This is a genomic window from Fictibacillus sp. UD (assembly GCF_043558025.1).
Lineage (GTDB): Bacteria > Bacillota > Bacilli > Bacillales > Fictibacillaceae > Fictibacillus.
The window spans coordinates 71,849-86,408 of record NZ_JARUHH010000002.1; the positions used below are offsets into that span (position 1 = coordinate 71,849).

At 38.8% G+C, this 14,560-nt stretch carries 15 protein-coding genes; 8 read left to right on the top strand and 7 right to left on the bottom strand.

Features of this window, described 5'->3' with window-relative positions; genetic code table 11:
* Positions 1 to 328 precede the first annotated feature (328 nt).
* The 3 genes from P8610_RS03875 to P8610_RS03885 all read right to left on the bottom strand — a co-directional run bounded on the left by P8610_RS03875 (position 329) and on the right by P8610_RS03885 (position 3,007).
* Positions 329 to 847 carry an acyl-CoA thioesterase gene (locus P8610_RS03875; protein ID WP_289496069.1) on the bottom strand — a complete coding sequence of 173 codons (519 nt, stop codon included), beginning with the start codon at positions 845 to 847 and terminating at the stop codon, positions 329 to 331.
* A gap of 111 nt (positions 848 to 958) precedes the next feature.
* Positions 959 to 1,855 carry a phosphogluconate dehydrogenase (NAD(+)-dependent, decarboxylating) gene (gene gnd, locus P8610_RS03880; protein ID WP_066236997.1) on the bottom strand — a complete coding sequence of 299 codons (897 nt, stop codon included), beginning with the start codon at positions 1,853 to 1,855 and terminating at the stop codon, positions 959 to 961.
* A gap of 309 nt (positions 1,856 to 2,164) precedes the next feature.
* Positions 2,165 to 3,007: a DegV family protein gene (locus P8610_RS03885; RefSeq protein ID WP_394603158.1), complete on the bottom strand. Its 843-nt coding sequence runs from the start codon at positions 3,005 to 3,007 to the stop codon at positions 2,165 to 2,167.
* Between the two features lie 225 nt (positions 3,008 to 3,232).
* Between P8610_RS03885 and P8610_RS03890 the strand changes: the two genes are divergently transcribed.
* The 4 genes from P8610_RS03890 (at position 3,233) to P8610_RS03905 (ending at position 6,121) form a co-directional block, all read left to right on the top strand.
* Positions 3,233 to 3,676, top strand: a complete 444-nt coding sequence (locus P8610_RS03890) for a MarR family winged helix-turn-helix transcriptional regulator (protein ID WP_394603159.1) — start codon at positions 3,233 to 3,235, stop codon at positions 3,674 to 3,676.
* 500 nt (positions 3,677 to 4,176) lie between these two features.
* A complete protein-coding gene (locus tag P8610_RS03895) occupies positions 4,177 to 5,130 on the top strand; it encodes a helix-turn-helix transcriptional regulator (RefSeq protein ID WP_394603160.1) in 954 nt (317 codons plus the stop codon).
* A 63-nt stretch (positions 5,131 to 5,193) separates the two neighbouring features.
* Positions 5,194 to 5,385, top strand: coding sequence for a cold-shock protein (locus tag P8610_RS03900; RefSeq protein WP_394603597.1), 192 nt, complete (start codon positions 5,194 to 5,196; stop codon positions 5,383 to 5,385).
* Positions 5,386 to 5,533: 148 nt separating this feature from the next.
* Complete coding sequence (locus P8610_RS03905; protein WP_394603161.1) at positions 5,534 to 6,121, top strand: YtxH domain-containing protein; 588 nt, start codon at positions 5,534 to 5,536, stop codon at positions 6,119 to 6,121.
* Positions 6,122 to 6,169: 48 nt separating this feature from the next.
* Here P8610_RS03905 and P8610_RS03910 read toward each other — a convergent pair whose 3' ends face one another.
* From P8610_RS03910 to P8610_RS03920, 3 genes are all read right to left on the bottom strand, one after another.
* Complete coding sequence (locus P8610_RS03910) at positions 6,170 to 8,041, bottom strand: heavy metal translocating P-type ATPase (protein WP_394603162.1); 1,872 nt, start codon at positions 8,039 to 8,041, stop codon at positions 6,170 to 6,172.
* Between the two features lie 202 nt (positions 8,042 to 8,243).
* Positions 8,244 to 9,050 carry an ABC transporter permease gene (locus tag P8610_RS03915; protein ID WP_289496078.1) on the bottom strand — a complete coding sequence of 269 codons (807 nt, stop codon included), beginning with the start codon at positions 9,048 to 9,050 and terminating at the stop codon, positions 8,244 to 8,246.
* Positions 9,047 to 9,934 (bottom strand): ABC transporter ATP-binding protein, encoded by an 888-nt coding sequence (locus P8610_RS03920; RefSeq protein ID WP_394603163.1) that lies wholly within the window; start codon positions 9,932 to 9,934, stop codon positions 9,047 to 9,049. Before P8610_RS03920 ends, P8610_RS03915 begins: the two co-directional genes overlap by 4 nt.
* Before the next feature lie 144 nt (positions 9,935 to 10,078).
* Between P8610_RS03920 and P8610_RS03925 the strand changes: the two genes are divergently transcribed.
* The 4 genes from P8610_RS03925 (at position 10,079) to P8610_RS03940 (ending at position 13,096) form a co-directional block, all read left to right on the top strand.
* The gene (locus P8610_RS03925) at positions 10,079 to 10,663 is read left to right on the top strand and encodes a TetR/AcrR family transcriptional regulator (RefSeq protein WP_394603164.1); all 585 of its coding nucleotides are present in this window, start codon (positions 10,079 to 10,081) and stop codon (positions 10,661 to 10,663) included.
* Between the two features lie 44 nt (positions 10,664 to 10,707).
* Complete coding sequence (locus P8610_RS03930; RefSeq protein WP_394603165.1) at positions 10,708 to 11,154, top strand: NUDIX hydrolase; 447 nt, start codon at positions 10,708 to 10,710, stop codon at positions 11,152 to 11,154.
* Positions 11,155 to 11,467: 313 nt separating this feature from the next.
* Entirely contained in the window at positions 11,468 to 12,085 is a 618-nt protein-coding gene (locus P8610_RS03935) for a DUF47 domain-containing protein (protein ID WP_394603166.1), read from the top strand.
* Between the two features lie 12 nt (positions 12,086 to 12,097).
* Complete coding sequence (locus tag P8610_RS03940; protein ID WP_394603167.1) at positions 12,098 to 13,096, top strand: inorganic phosphate transporter; 999 nt, start codon at positions 12,098 to 12,100, stop codon at positions 13,094 to 13,096.
* A 140-nt stretch (positions 13,097 to 13,236) separates the two neighbouring features.
* Here the strand turns inward: P8610_RS03940 and P8610_RS03945 are convergent, their stop codons facing one another.
* Positions 13,237 to 14,490: a dicarboxylate/amino acid:cation symporter gene (locus tag P8610_RS03945; protein ID WP_394603168.1), complete on the bottom strand. Its 1,254-nt coding sequence runs from the start codon at positions 14,488 to 14,490 to the stop codon at positions 13,237 to 13,239.
* Between the last annotated feature and the right edge of the window lie 70 nt (positions 14,491 to 14,560).

Here is a 14,560-nt window from a genome sequence, read left to right on the forward strand (position 1 = left end):
GCATTTACGGAACTCCCAATGGTTATGTAATAAACATAAGGAAACTTGGCTGACGTCTAGTCCTTTCGCGTAAGTAATAGTTGTGCTTGGATGAATGGCTCGAACTGGCTGCAACGTCGAAAATCCACGTGCTTATACTTTCTAAAAAAATGCAAAAAAGCCCCAAAATCGTTTTCATCGATCAAAACGATTTGGAGCTCTAACAAATAACAGTTTAATTGCCAGGGTTCTGTATCCCTGGCTGGAAAAAGGTTATATTTATTATAGCATCTTATTTTCAAAATGCGAATCTTAACATCTGTAATTTTTTAAAAATAAATCTTTATACTCACATCGGATCCCAAGGCTTTTTGACACCAAACTCTTTTGCTAATTTTTTGCTTTCTTCACGCCTTTTTTTTCTTGCAACTGCACGTTCAGGAGCATGTTCGTTAAGCCATTTTTCTTCTGGTGTTTCCGGGATTGCTTTTGGCACGGGTGATGGCTTTCCTTCCTCATCTAATGCAACAAATGTTAAGAAGGATACCGCACATACTTTGCGTTCACCAGACAATAAATTTTCTGCAATTACCTTAACGAACACTTCCATTGAGGTGGTTTTTGTCCACGTCACAAACGACTCCAAACAAACGGAATGCCCCTCTTTAATCGGCTGTAAAAAGTCAACAGAATCAGTTGATGCGGTCACGACATTTTTCCGAGCATGACGAATAGCTGAAATGGCTGCGACATCATCAATGTATGCCATCAGTTTCCCGCCAAACAGCGTTCCATGATTATTTGTATCCGGTGGAAGCACGACAGACGATTTTACGGTTCGAGATTCTCGAACATACTTTTGTTCCATAATGATAGCTCCTATCCGTATCTCTTTTTTCTAGTATATGTTGGAACACAATAAAATAATGAAAGACCTCCGCTTAGGAATGCAAGCAAAGAGGTCTTAATGAGCCAGCTATTATTTTTTCACTACTGCGTGTCCGCCAAATTCGTTACGAAGTGCCGCAACTACTTTTCCGTGGAACGTATCGTCTTCTAAAGAACGGAAACGCATGAATTGGGATAGTGCGATAACTGGTGCTGACGCTTGGTAATCAAGTGCTGCTTCAACGGTCCAGATTCCTTCTCCTGAAGAGTTCATTACACCGCGGATATCTTCAAGTTTAGGCTGTTTGCTGAATGCATTTTCCATAAGTTCAATCAGCCAGCTACGGATAACGGATCCGTTGTTCCATACTCTTGAAACAGCCTCATAGTCATAATCGAAATCACTTTTATCAAGAATCTCGAATCCTTCACCGATCGCTTGCATCATACCGTACTCAATTCCGTTATGAACCATCTTCAAGAAGTGACCAGATCCAGCACGGCCTGTGATTAGGAATCCTTTTTCCACACAAATCTTTTCGTATAGAGGAGCAAGGTAATTTACTGCATCATCATCTCCACCCATCATCGCACAAAGACCGTAGCGAGCACCGTCTGTACCGCCGCTCGTACCTACATCTACAAAGTGAATGCCTGAAGCTTTAAGCTCTTCGTAGCGGCGAAGTGTATGCTTGTACATAGAGTTACCAGCATCTACGATAATATCGCCTTCTGTTAGATGCGGTTTCAGTTCATTGATAACTCCATCAACAATTTCACCAGCTGGTACTAAAAGAATTACTGCTTTTCTTCCTGAGAATGAATTTGCTAGCTCTTCTACTGATTGTACGCCTTTAACGCCTTGTTCAGAGATCTCTTTAACTGTGTCTTTGTTAACATCTGTAGCGAAAACTGTATATCCTTTGTCATTCATGTTTAGCGCCATATTAAAGCCCATTTTACCAAGGCCTATTAAACCGATTTCCATTGCTCATATCACTCCATTTTATGTATTTATATCTGTTTTGTATTATTCCACAAAATAAAGGCTCTTAACCTCTACTTGTTACACTGACTATTACCTTATCTAAAAATGAACAAAAAAACAATTATTTCAGTTCAGTTTTTAACTTAATAGCACATAAAAATTCTTAAACCGTAAACATCTGATGAGTGGATTGGTGGAAAATGCATGATTAGGCAAAAGTGTATGGAAGCAGAAGAGCTTGAAAGCAGCAAAAATGTCCATTTGAAATGGACATTTTTGCTGCTTTTGTATTTGTGTGGGGTCAGACCCCTATTCTTCAAACCAAAGAATGCCTAGCGTTCCTGCTCCTACATGCACACCGACTGCCGGGCTCAGCTGTCCTAAGTTGAATGTGATGTTTGGATATTTTTCTTTTAATAGATGAAGCCAGTCTTCTGCCTTCTCAGAAGATCCGCTGTATACCACACTTACTCCATAAGCACCTTTTTGTTCAGCAGCTTCTTCAAACAGAGCGAGTACACGTGACTCTGCTCTCTTAAGTGTCCTGATCTTTTCAAAAGGAACGAGTGAACCATCGTCAAATGTAAGGATTGGTTTGATCTGAAGAAGATTTCCCACTAGGAAACTTGTTCCTGATAACCTTCCTCCCTTTCTTAACTGTTCAAGACTTCCAATACATACATAGCCTTTGACGTGATTGGCTGTTTCTCGAAGCACTGAAGCTATTTCTTCTGGTTCCAAACCTTCTTCCTCAAGCTTCATCCCTTTTAATAGAAGCTGTTTCATTGATTCCGATATTATTTTAGAGTCCACAATGTGTACTGGAAAATCGGCCATTTCCGCACCAAGTCTAGAGCCGTTGATTGTTCCGCTAAATTTCTCGGAAACGTGTATGGCTATTGCGCAATCATAATCTTGTTTAAGAACTTCGTAAAAATCGGAGAACTCCCCCACCGTAGGCTGGCTTGTTTTAGGCAATTCTGTGACGGTTTCTAATTTTGAATAAAACTCATCCGGTGTGATATCTACACCATCTTTGTAAATTTTGTTCTCCATAATAATTGAAACCGGGATAATATGAATACCTAACTTCTTAGCTTCTTCTTGGGTAATACAGCTTGTACTATCTGTAACCCATGCAATACGTGCCATCTTGCATCCCCCTTTATCTCTCTATTTTTTATTAGATAGAAAGAAAAGAAATTCCTCTTTTCTCTAGAAAAAATATTTTTATTTCTAAATTAAATCTATATTTCAATAGTTTAAATACTAGCACAGGGGTACACATTAAAAACTAGATACTTTATACTACATTTAATGGAACTTATCGGAAATTTATATTAAAATAGGAGTAATGTAAGCTAAGGAGGCAGTACTGTGAAAGTGGTAGCAGATAGTAGAAATGTATTAATGGATGTAGAGCGCATCGAGAAAGCATTTGTAGAAATCATGGATGTGTTAAAACCTGAGATTTGGGAAGAAGAAGAGATTACCTCCACTCAATTCCAAATACTAAAGACACTTTCCGCCCGCGAGAAATGGACGGTTTCTGAGATTGCTGATGCTATGAAAGTACGCGCAAGTGCTACTACCGTTATCATTGACCGTCTGGTAAAACGGGGATTAGTGGATCGTTATCGCTCAGATCTGGATCGAAGAATTGTATATGTGCAGCTAAATGAAATCGGTTTAGTAGCATTTACTGCGATTCAGGAAAAAAGAAACGGAGTACTATTGAAGTACATGTCACAGCTGACTCAAAAGCAGCTTGATGATATGGTTCATTGTATTGAACACCTTTCTTCAATCGTTAAGAACTAAATTAAAAATCCCTCTAAAACAATATACGCAGCTTAGTTTTACTACCTTTCATACTTAAGAATTAACACGTATTCTATTTAGAATAACGTGTTTTTTTATTTGATTACATTGAAATAAGCTATTTAATAGAGTTCATTCCTGCTACATGACTCGTTTTCCGCAGGAGGTGCGGTGTCCTTATTCACCGCTTGCGTTATAAGAGAAATGGATGTGAAAAGCGCCCATGGCCTTCTTGAATCATTTTAGTTTATGAACGATAGGACTAATTCCTTGATAACCCACCTTTTACTGCCGCTCTGCGCACACCCCGGAGGAATGTAAGCATCCTGAAGGGAGAAATCAACTGATCCCCTCTTCTTTTTTTAAATAAGAGTAACCTTTCAAGAAAAGCAATATTTTTTTTGACTTTATTTGGATAAACCTTAACATTTCAGTAAAAATGTACGATATAACAGACAAGACTAGTACTAAAGTTTGAATACAAAAAATAGGGGTCAAACATGTCAAAGATAAAAAGGTTGGAAAGACTTTTACTTTCCATAAACTCAAAGAAGCATTTCACATTAAAAGAATTAGCTGAAGAGTTCCAAGTATCCACGAGAACCATACAGCGTGATCTATTAAACCTTATTGAAATGGGATTGCCCATCGTTTCAGAATTTGGACCGCATGGCGGTTATCGGATTGAAAACGATCGGATCCTTCCACCAATTGGATTTACTGAATTGGAGGCATCAGCCATCCTCTACAGCTTACAAGCATACAAACAGACAGCATTTCCGTTTCAGCTGCAAAGTAAATCCATTGAAAATAAATTAAATCACTATTTGCCCGACGATGCAAAGGAAAACTGGGAGCAGATTCATAAGCGACTTTCCATTCAACTTCCATTGCCTCCTCAAAATTCACTTGCACCCATTTTATTAGAAGCAGCTGTTAAACAAAAAATCGTTACGATACTCTATAAGATGAACGACCAAAAGATGTATTGCAACATTCAGCTGATTGGTATTTATAGCGAAAATGGTGAATGGTATTGTCCTGCTTATTGTTACTCACTAATGGATTTTCATATTTTCAAACTTATAGACATTCAAAACGCTGTAATTAACTATGAGCCTATGGAAGTAAAAGACTTCTCAAATGTGACGATTCACAACTGGGCTTCCGCAATTTCACCAAGAAGCTATTTAAAACTAGAAGCTGAAATTGCTCCAGGTGGGTTACCTTACTGCAAGTCTCACACTATTTTGAATCAATTTTTAAATAAGATTAATGAAAACACTGAAGGTCTTACCGGGAATATTTTAGTCACATACATAGAAAAAATTGCTGAATATTTGTGGCCTTTAAAAACGAATATCATCATTCACTCCCCTAAGGAAATTAAAGAACTTCATGCACAGTGGGCGAAAGAAATTCATGCTCAAAATAAAGCTATTTTAAATATGTAATCAAAATGATACATATTTTTCCTCTTTTAGGCGTATACTATAAGTAGAACAGAAAAGGGGGATATCTATGGCTTTTTTTCAAAACAACCTGCAGAGCCGATTCCAGACGTAGAAACAAAGGTATGGGCATGTACGAGTGACGGTTGCTCATGCTGGATGCGCGCTGACTATTCTTTGCAAAAAGAACCGCAATGCCCCATTTGTCAATCAGCAATGAATGAGGAAATTCGTATGCTTCCTGAACTCAAAAGCTAATGAAATAAATAGAAATCAGCCGGGTGTAATTTGCCCGGCTTTTTCTATGTTTATACTTGCAAATGCTATACCTGCTAACAATAAAGGGTTTAGTTCTTCTTCCATCCGGGTACGATTTGTATACAGACTAAAAGGAGGATTTGATACTATGCGTAACGATACAACGACAACAACGACTACAGCGGAGCCCGTTTTCACACACTCGGATTTCCAAACACGTGACAATTACGATACAAACGTTAGCAAGAAAGGGAATTCTTCTGGATTTACTACAGGACTTGTAGTTGGGAGTCTAGTTGGAGCGGCTGCAGCACTTTTATATGCTCCTAAAAAAGGAAATGAATTTAGAAACGACCTGCGTGATTCATCTATTAAGCTAAAGGAACGCACTCAGCAATTAAGAGATGAAACAAAGCTTAAAGCACAACTTGGAAAGATGGACGCAAAAGACACGGTTGCATCCATTAAAGAAAAATCCGGAAACCTCTCTTTTTCTGCACGTCAAAAATTGCAAGAAGCGAAGAGTACGGTAAGCGAAGCGAAAAGTGAAACAAAATCTGCAATTGATGAGGCAAAAAGAGAAGCGGAAAAAGACAGTTTCCAAACTAATTCACAAACACAAACAAAAGCTGTCGTAACTCCAAGCACGATGAATTCAACCGATACTCAGCAAAAAACAGGAACGGATTCGACTTACGAAAAGAAACAAAGTGATGTTAACCGAAACTCATTTTAAATAAATTAACAAGCAAAAAAAAGCCGCGACATGATGTCCGGCTTTTTTTTATCCCTTTAATAACCTCAAGCCATTTAAAATGACTAAAATTGTACTTCCTTCATGTCCGATCACTCCAAACGGCAGGGTAAGAAATTCTAGATAGTTGGCACAAAGCAGTACGAAAATGACACCGATCGAAAATGCAATATTTTGCTTAATAATTTTAGATAGTCGTTCTGATAGTTTCATTGCATAAAGAAGTTTGCTAAGATCGTTTTTCATTAACACCACATCTGCCGTTTCAATGGCTGCATCACTTCCCATGCCCATCGCTACACCAACATCAGCGACAGCAAGTGCTGGAGCATCATTTACCCCATCACCGATCATCGCTACAATGTTTTGGCGTTCTTTCCAATTTTTCACGGTATTAACTTTATCTTCAGGCATACAAGAATAACCGACTTGATCTACCTTTGCCAGTCTGCCAATTGCTTCTGCCCCCCGTTTTGAATCTCCTGTCAGCATAAGGGTTAAAATCTGTTTCTCCTGAAGAGCTTGTATGGCTTCCACTGTTTCTTCCCTTATTGTGTCTCCAATTAAAAAATAGGCTGCAAGCTCATCGTCTGCAGTAACATATACAACTGTATGACCCGCTTCCCCTTCCTCCTCTACTACTTCAGACAAAAGTTTGCATTCTTGTTTTTCAGAGATCCCGGTCCAGCTCCGACTGCCAATTCTCCAAGTGACTCTCTCAATTACAGCACTTACACCATTCCCGGGAAAATCTTCGAAAAGAGACAATTCCTGTGGAGACCTTTTTGTCTCTGATTGAAGATTTTCCATAATTGCCTTTGCAAGCGGATGCGTACTATTTTTCTCGATGGCATATATGATAGAAATCAAGTCTTCTCTTTCATATGCATCGTGCACATATTCAGCTAGTTTTACAGAAGGACAGCCTTTTGTTAATGTCCCGGTCTTGTCAAAGGCGACCACGTTAACAAGGCTTAACTTTTCTAGAAAAACGCCACTTTTAAAAAGAATTCCGTGCTTAGCCGCATTTGATAAAGAGGCAAGAAGTGCAGGCATGGTGGACGCGACTAGTGCACAAGGAGACGCAACAACTAAAAGAACACACGCTCGGTATAACGATTCCGAATAACTCCATATCCCAGTTGATCCAGGCACTAAAACGGTTAGCGCAGCAGCTAACAGTACAAAAAGAACATATTTCGTTTCAAATTCTTCTATTTTTCTTTGAACAGGAGGCGCTTCACTTTGCGCCTTATTCACAAGATCTATCATTCTTTGAAATATAGAATCTTTCATGTGCTTTGTAACCTGGACCTCCAGAAGACCCGATTGATTAAGAGTTCCCGCAAGAACTGCTGATGATATTCCAACCTCTTTTGGTATCGGTTCTCCTGTCAGAGCTGATTCATTAACAAATGAGCTGCCTTTTAAAACAATGCCATCTGCAGCTATGCGTTCACCAGGCTTAACCTTTATCATATTGCCTGGTTCTAAGGATGAAGCATTCACCCTAAATTCTTTATCACCAGAAATGAGCCAAGCTTCTTCAGGCTGTAGGGAAATAAGTGCTCTAATCTCTCTGTCACTTTTTTGCAAAGTGTACATCTCTAACGCTCCAGAATAGGCAAAAATAAGAATAAGGACAGCTCCTTCACCCCAATAACCAATTGCAGCCGAACCGATCGCAGCAAACATCATCAAAAGCTCTACATTTAACTGCTTTTTCTTGAGACTTGCCTGTATTCCCTCCACCGCTTTTGCGTACCCGCCAACAACAAAAGCTAACAGATAAAAAAGAACATAAAAAGGGGAGTCTGTATACTTTTCCATCATCCAGGCCGAAAGTATGAATACCCCAGCTGTCGTTGCCATAATAAGTTGAGTCCGTGCAGAGAGTTCCACTGAACATCCCTCCCGTGTATTTGATAATAACTATCATCCTCAAGTACCCTTAAAAAGCAGAAATGCTGCCGTCTTTTACGACAGCAGCCTGAAAACTATCCAATATTCGGTTCCTAGCTCTAACAGTGTATGTTTAACTTTTTTTAATGTGACAGGATTTAATTACTTTATTATACACGGAACCTCACGAATTTAGAATCACTTACAACGGCAGATTTCTTCGCTTGAATAAAATGATGCTTATTGCAAACAAAAGAAGCGTTGTTACGGTAAGGATGGAACCCGTCAGTAAAGCATCTGTTTCGTTGTTAATCATTTTAATGGGATCATACAACTTAAAGATTGAAAAGTTTAACAGCCATTCTGTTTTCTCACTTAACTTGCCCGCCATGTTAAACATGTAGAAAACAAGTGTGATACCTGCTGATATTCCGAGCGCCCTCTTTTCATCGTTACATACAGATGAAATAAGGAAGCAATAAGCTGCAATGCAGGAAAAAATGAGGAAGGTTAACACATTTAGTTTAATGAATGACGCAACGTCCAGTTCATAACCGCTGATCAGCCACTCGCTGGCTGCAATGCCGCTTAAAGTAGTAAAAGCCACGATTAAGCCAAGTCCCGTAATCATGACAGCCGCTTGTGTTACAGCAATCTTAAGCCTTGAATTTGGCGTTGCGAGTAAATACGCCATAGATCCTTGATCTACAAGGCGTGCCATTAATCGGGTGGAAGTTAAAATCACATATACCATCAAAATGATCAAGAACAACATGCCGTAAAATTCACCCGCTATATAGTCAGACAACGAGTTAATGCCATTCTCCATTCCGATCAGCTTTCGCATTCCCTCTGGCAATGCGGCAATCATGTCGTTAAATCCCTTCATATCTGCGATGGATGGATAGATCCATATAATTAGTACGATATAAGCTACGGCACCATATATAAAACCACCAAGCATCTTCAGATGGCTCTTCATCATAGAAAGGTATAGAGGCCAGCTCATCTTGCCACTTCCCTTCTGTCATAATAATGCATAAAGATATCTTCTAAATCCTGTGGCCTTGTATCCAAATGTTGCACTTCACATTGACTTAACAATTGGATAAATTCCTGGTCATTTCCCTGTACGGTGATGTGGACGGTTCTGTTCCCTCTTACTTCCGTTAAAAGTGAGGATTGAACCATTTTTTCTATATCCTCATCGGTTTTAACTTTCACTTCAAACACTCTCCGTTGAACGGTTCTTAGCGAATGCATGTCTTCTAACGCAACTAATTTGCCATCCTTTATAATTCCTGCCGAATCACATGTACGTTCAATTTCCTGAAAACTATGTGATGACATGAGAATGGTTTTGTCTTTCTTTTTTTCTTCCAAAATCAAATCAATGAATACACGCTGCATTAGAGGGTCAAGTCCTGAAGTAGGTTCATCAAGTATGAGCACTTCAGGCTCATGCATGAATGCAGCGATAATTCCTACCTTTTGCTTCATCCCTTTAGACATCTTACGGATAGGAGTTTTTACATCCAACTGAAACCGTTCAATCAGTTCATCTCTTCTTTTTGTTTCTTTCGACTTTCTCATTTGTTGAATAAGAGTCAGAAAGCCCAAACCTGTCATTCCTTCTAAGAACACAATCTCTCCGGGAAGGTAGCCTGTTTGCTCCTGTATACGGGCAGAGTCCTTCCAGCAGTCCATCCCATGGATTGAAGCATGACCGCTATCTGGTTTCATAAACCCCATCAAGTGACGAATTGTTGTTGATTTCCCAGCACCGTTCGGTCCAATATATCCAAAAACTTCACCTTTTTTTACTTCAAAATGCAGATCAAACAATCCTTTTTCTGGTGTGAATGCCTTTGTAAGTCCCTCTACTTTAATCATTGTCCCACCCTCTTTTTGAAATATTTTTACGATTATATTTCAAAATCATCATATCTCTTTTCTCTTTTCATAGCAATACTTTTTGAAATATCTTATTTGTTATTTTTCAAAATATGTTTTATTCTAATAAAGAGGTGAAGGAAATTGAACGGATATGAACGTCGCAAAGAACAAAAGAAAGCAGATATCAAACAAGCTGCTTTTTCCCTCTTCCAGCAACTAGGCTTTAAAGATATAAAAATCGAAGACATCGCTAAGCAAGCCGGTGTATCACAGGTGACCATCTATAATCACTTCGGAAGCAAGGAAACGTTGTTTCGGGAAGTTGTTAAAGACTTTACTGAACAGCAATATGAGTTCCATAAGAATCTATTTAATAAAGACCTTTCCTTTCAAGAAAAAATGAAAGCAAGCATTCTTCATAAAACAAACGAGGTGCTGAACATCCATCCTGAAGTAATTCAAGAGATGATGTTAAACGATGAAGAGTTAAGAACTTACCTGTCTGAATTTCAAGCCAAATATGCCATTCCGTTAATTATAGGGTTAATAAAAGAAGCGCAGCAGAACGGAGAGATCAATCCGAAATTGTCTGAGCAGTCGATTATGCTTTATATTCAGCTTTTCAATAACGATATGCTGATTTCAATGATCACGGGCGAAAACGGTAAAAAGCTGGCCACTGATATTTTTCAAATGTTTTTCTATGGATTGTCTATGCCAAAATGATTAAAGAAACAACCATATAAACAAGCATGTTAAGGAGATGAATCATGTTTATTGTTAATGTAGAAGCCGCAGTTTACAAAGAGGATAAATGGTTAATCATTCAACGCAGTTTAAAAGAAGAACATGCCGCTGGTGCACTTTCTCTAGTAGGCGGTCAAGTCGAGGATGAAGGAAACTCTTCTGATATCCTAGAGCGAACAGCCATTCGAGAAGTATATGAAGAAGTAGGTGTCACAATATATAAACCTCTTCACTACGTCCATAGTACTTCCTTTATCTCGGATTCAGGTAAGAAAGTTGTAGATATCGTCATGCTGGCTAAATACGAATCAGGTGAAGCTCACCCCAAAAGTAAAGATGAGGTCGAGAATATACTTTGGCTGACAACTGAAGAAATTCTTACTCACCCATCTACCGGACCGATCGTAAGGGAAAGCATTACACGAGCACAAATGGTTAAAGACCGCTTAATTACGTCAACTGCATATTGAGGACTTAAGAACGGGTCATTAATTTCCGTTCTTTTTTCCTGGCTGGATAGATTCTGGATTGTTGAACGAATGAGGAAGCAGTTTAAAGCCACCTTTTCAATAGGAATATCCAAACAAAATTAGCAATACCCCTTTTGTAAATTGTTTGTAAATTTTTGATTACAAAACCTACAAATTCGACAAAAACTATCAATTTTTTTCGACTTTATATATAATGTTTTGGATGGGTAAAAAGCTTACATAGAGAAAAGCTGCCATTATAAAAAAGAGAAACAAAGAAAAAGGATTAAAGACATTTCTTTTGGAGGGTACTATGTTTACAAAGAAAAAGGATAAGTTCATGGTCATGCTAACGGATATTGCCAGCAACTTAAAAGAATCTGCTGGTTACTTCCACGACTTCAAAATCAAGAACAGTGATGACTTGCGTGAGTTTGCAGATCATCTGAAACAACTTGAATCAAAAGGTGACTCTTACGTTCATACGGTAATCATGGAACTGAACAAAGTATTTATTACACCTATTGAGAGAGAAGATATCTTGTCACTTGCAATGAGCATGGATGATATTTTAGATGGAATTGAGCAATCATCTGCTTTGTTTGACATTTATGCGATCACAAACCCTGATCAATACATGGTTAAGTTTGTTGAGTACATCCAGCTAAGCGCTGATGAAATTCTACTGACAGTTAACCTTTTATCCGAGAAAAAACTTCTTGAAATGCGTGAACATGCTATTAAAATTAAAGATTACGAATCAAAATGTGACGATTTATATCGTGAAGCACAGCGTGAATTGTTTGCAACTCAAACAGATCCAATTAAAGTGATTAAGTACAAAGAAATGTATGAAGTGCTTGAAGGCATTGCCGACAGCTGCCAGAACGTTGCGAATACAATCGAATCTATCATTATGAAAAACGCGTAACGGGTGGCTGGTATGGATACAGTATTACTCATTACCATTCTTGTTGTAATCGGTGCGCTTACCTTTGATTTTATCAATGGGTTTCATGATACAGCGAATGCGATTGCAACATCCGTTTCAACAAAAGCTTTAACACCTAGAAGAGCCATTATACTGGCTGCTGTCATGAACTTTGTCGGAGCCATGACGTTTACTGGTGTTGCCAAAACAATCACAAAAGATATCGTGGATCCCTTTACACTTCAAAACGGGTCAGTGGTTATACTAGCAGCTCTTATTGCAGCAATTGCCTGGAACTTAATTACGTGGTACTACGGTATTCCAAGTTCCTCATCACATGCCATTATTGGATCCATCGCAGGTGCTGCGATCGCAGCTGCAGGATTTGGGGCTTTGCATTATTCTGGATTTCTTAAAATTATTTACGGTTTACTACTTTCACCGATTTTAGCATTTGCAGTTGGATTTATCTTTTATAATATTATTAAGATGTTGTTTAAAAATAGTAACTTAACGAAAACAAACAATGGTTTCCGTAAAGTTCAAGTTGTTACAGCTGCATTCCAAGCCTATTCACATGGAACAAACGATGCGCAAAAAGCGATGGGAATCATCACGATGGCTTTAATCGCAAACGGCTACACAGACAGTACGGACATTCAATTATGGGTACAAGTTTCCTGTGCGCTTGCAATGGGGCTTGGAACATCCGTAGGTGGATGGAAGATTATTAAAACAGTTGGCGGGAAGATAATGAAGATTCGTCCTGTTAACGGTGTTTCTGCGGATTTAACAGGTGCTTCTGTCATACTTGGAGCGTCTGTTTTAGGAATCCCTGTTAGTACAACACACGTAATTACATCTTCTATTTTAGGTGTAGGTGCATCTCACCGCTTAAAAGGTGTTAAATGGGGTACTGCAAAAACAATGTTGATCACGTGGTGTATTACATTGCCAATCTCTGCTTTATTAGCCGCTTTATCTTATTTTGTTTTAAATTTATTCCTTTAATGTACAAAGCCTGGGCTTATCCCGGGCTTTTTTTATGTTATACGTAAAACTTCTAAATATGTTTCAACATATTTATGTAACGAGTATCATTGATCAAAAAAACTCCCTAACTATAGTGTAAGTTAGAGAGTCTTCCATTTTTATGCACCTTTTTGCTGAGTTAATGGAGCTGTCTTTTTTAGGAGCCAGTTCTTCCCTTCAACTAAACGTGCTGTCATCATACTTGCTACATTATCCCCTGTTGCGTTCAGCAATGTGGCCGGCGGGTCAATGATAGCTGAGATCGCAGCAATGATTGGAAGAGCTTCTGGAGGAAAACCAAACAGGGACAAAATCAGCATTTCTGCGATTAAACCACCTTGAGGAATTGCTCCCATAACCATCCCTACTAAAAGAGCAACACCACCAACAAGCAGATACGTGTTGAGGCCTGAGAAATCCATACCGAAAATCCCAAAAAGGAACGTGATTTTTAGAACTCCACCGATAACCGAACCATCTTTGTGAAGTGTTGCACCAAGCGGGATTGTCGTTTCGCTGATATCATCTGGCACTCCCATTTTCTTTGTTGCTTCTAAGTTAACAGGGATGCTTGCAGCTGAACTGCATGTTGCAAGACTTGTAACAGATGGCGAAAGCATGTTTTTCCAGAATGTACGAATCCCAAGCTTTCCATGAGCCATAAACGCATAAAGCGTAAAGAAACCAAAGAAATACAGAATAGAGAAAGGATAGTAGAACAATACCGCTTTAAAATAAGAACCAAGCAGTGTTGGACCAAACTCTCCAACTAATGCTGCGAAATAAGCACCTAACCCTATTGGTGCATAGTACATGACGTACTTCACCATCTGCAGAGTAACTTCGCTTCCCGCAGATAAAAAGTTTGCGAGTGGTTTTGCTTTCTCTCCGACTTTTGACGTTGCCAGTCCTAGTAAAACGGAAAAAAGAATAAGTGCTAACATATTTGCACGGCTTAAAAGGTCGACGAAGTCTGGTACCGTTACCGTACTTACAAGTTGATCACCGATTGATACTTGTTCGCTTGATGAATCAGGTTTTACAAGGTCGATTTTAACTCCTTCTGAAGGCGGAAAAATCTTAATTCCAGCCATACTGATGATTGCTGCAACCGTACCTGTAAACAAAAAGACGATCAGCATAGAGCTAATGATTTTACCAAATCGTTTTGCTCCAGCCATGTTCGCCACACTCGATGAAATGGAAAAGAAAACGAGTGGAACAACAATCATGAACATAACGTTTAGAAATAAATCCCCAAACGGCTTTAGAACCGCTGCATCCTTGCCCATTGTTGAACCGACAATGCTTCCGACAATAATAGCCAAAAGTAAAATAATAGGCGAGCGGTACGCTTTCCACGTATTTTTCATATTACATTCTCTCCTTAAATAGATTCATAGCCACTTTATCTATTTTATACGGAAAAAATATTTTTCATAG

Excerpts from the sequence above, each read along its gene's own strand:
- P8610_RS03875 (WP_289496069.1), bottom strand. The coding sequence starts at position 847 with ATGGAACAAAAGTATGTTCGAGAATCTCGAACCGTAAAATCGTCTGTC.
- gnd (WP_066236997.1), bottom strand. The coding sequence starts at position 1,855 with ATGGAAATCGGTTTAATAGGCCTTGGTAAAATGGGCTTTAATATGGCG.
- P8610_RS03885 (WP_394603158.1), bottom strand. The coding sequence starts at position 3,007 with ATGGCACGTATTGCATGGGTTACAGATAGTACAAGCTGTATTACCCAA.
- P8610_RS03895 (WP_394603160.1), top strand. The coding sequence starts at position 4,177 with ATGTCAAAGATAAAAAGGTTGGAAAGACTTTTACTTTCCATAAACTCA.
- P8610_RS03905 (WP_394603161.1), top strand. The coding sequence starts at position 5,534 with ATGCGTAACGATACAACGACAACAACGACTACAGCGGAGCCCGTTTTC.
- P8610_RS03915 (WP_289496078.1), bottom strand. The coding sequence starts at position 9,050 with ATGAGCTGGCCTCTATACCTTTCTATGATGAAGAGCCATCTGAAGATG.
- P8610_RS03920 (WP_394603163.1), bottom strand. The coding sequence starts at position 9,934 with ATGATTAAAGTAGAGGGACTTACAAAGGCATTCACACCAGAAAAAGGA.
- P8610_RS03930 (WP_394603165.1), top strand. The coding sequence starts at position 10,708 with ATGTTTATTGTTAATGTAGAAGCCGCAGTTTACAAAGAGGATAAATGG.
- P8610_RS03935 (WP_394603166.1), top strand. The coding sequence starts at position 11,468 with ATGTTTACAAAGAAAAAGGATAAGTTCATGGTCATGCTAACGGATATT.
- P8610_RS03940 (WP_394603167.1), top strand. The coding sequence starts at position 12,098 with ATGGATACAGTATTACTCATTACCATTCTTGTTGTAATCGGTGCGCTT.
- P8610_RS03945 (WP_394603168.1), bottom strand. The coding sequence starts at position 14,490 with ATGAAAAATACGTGGAAAGCGTACCGCTCGCCTATTATTTTACTTTTG.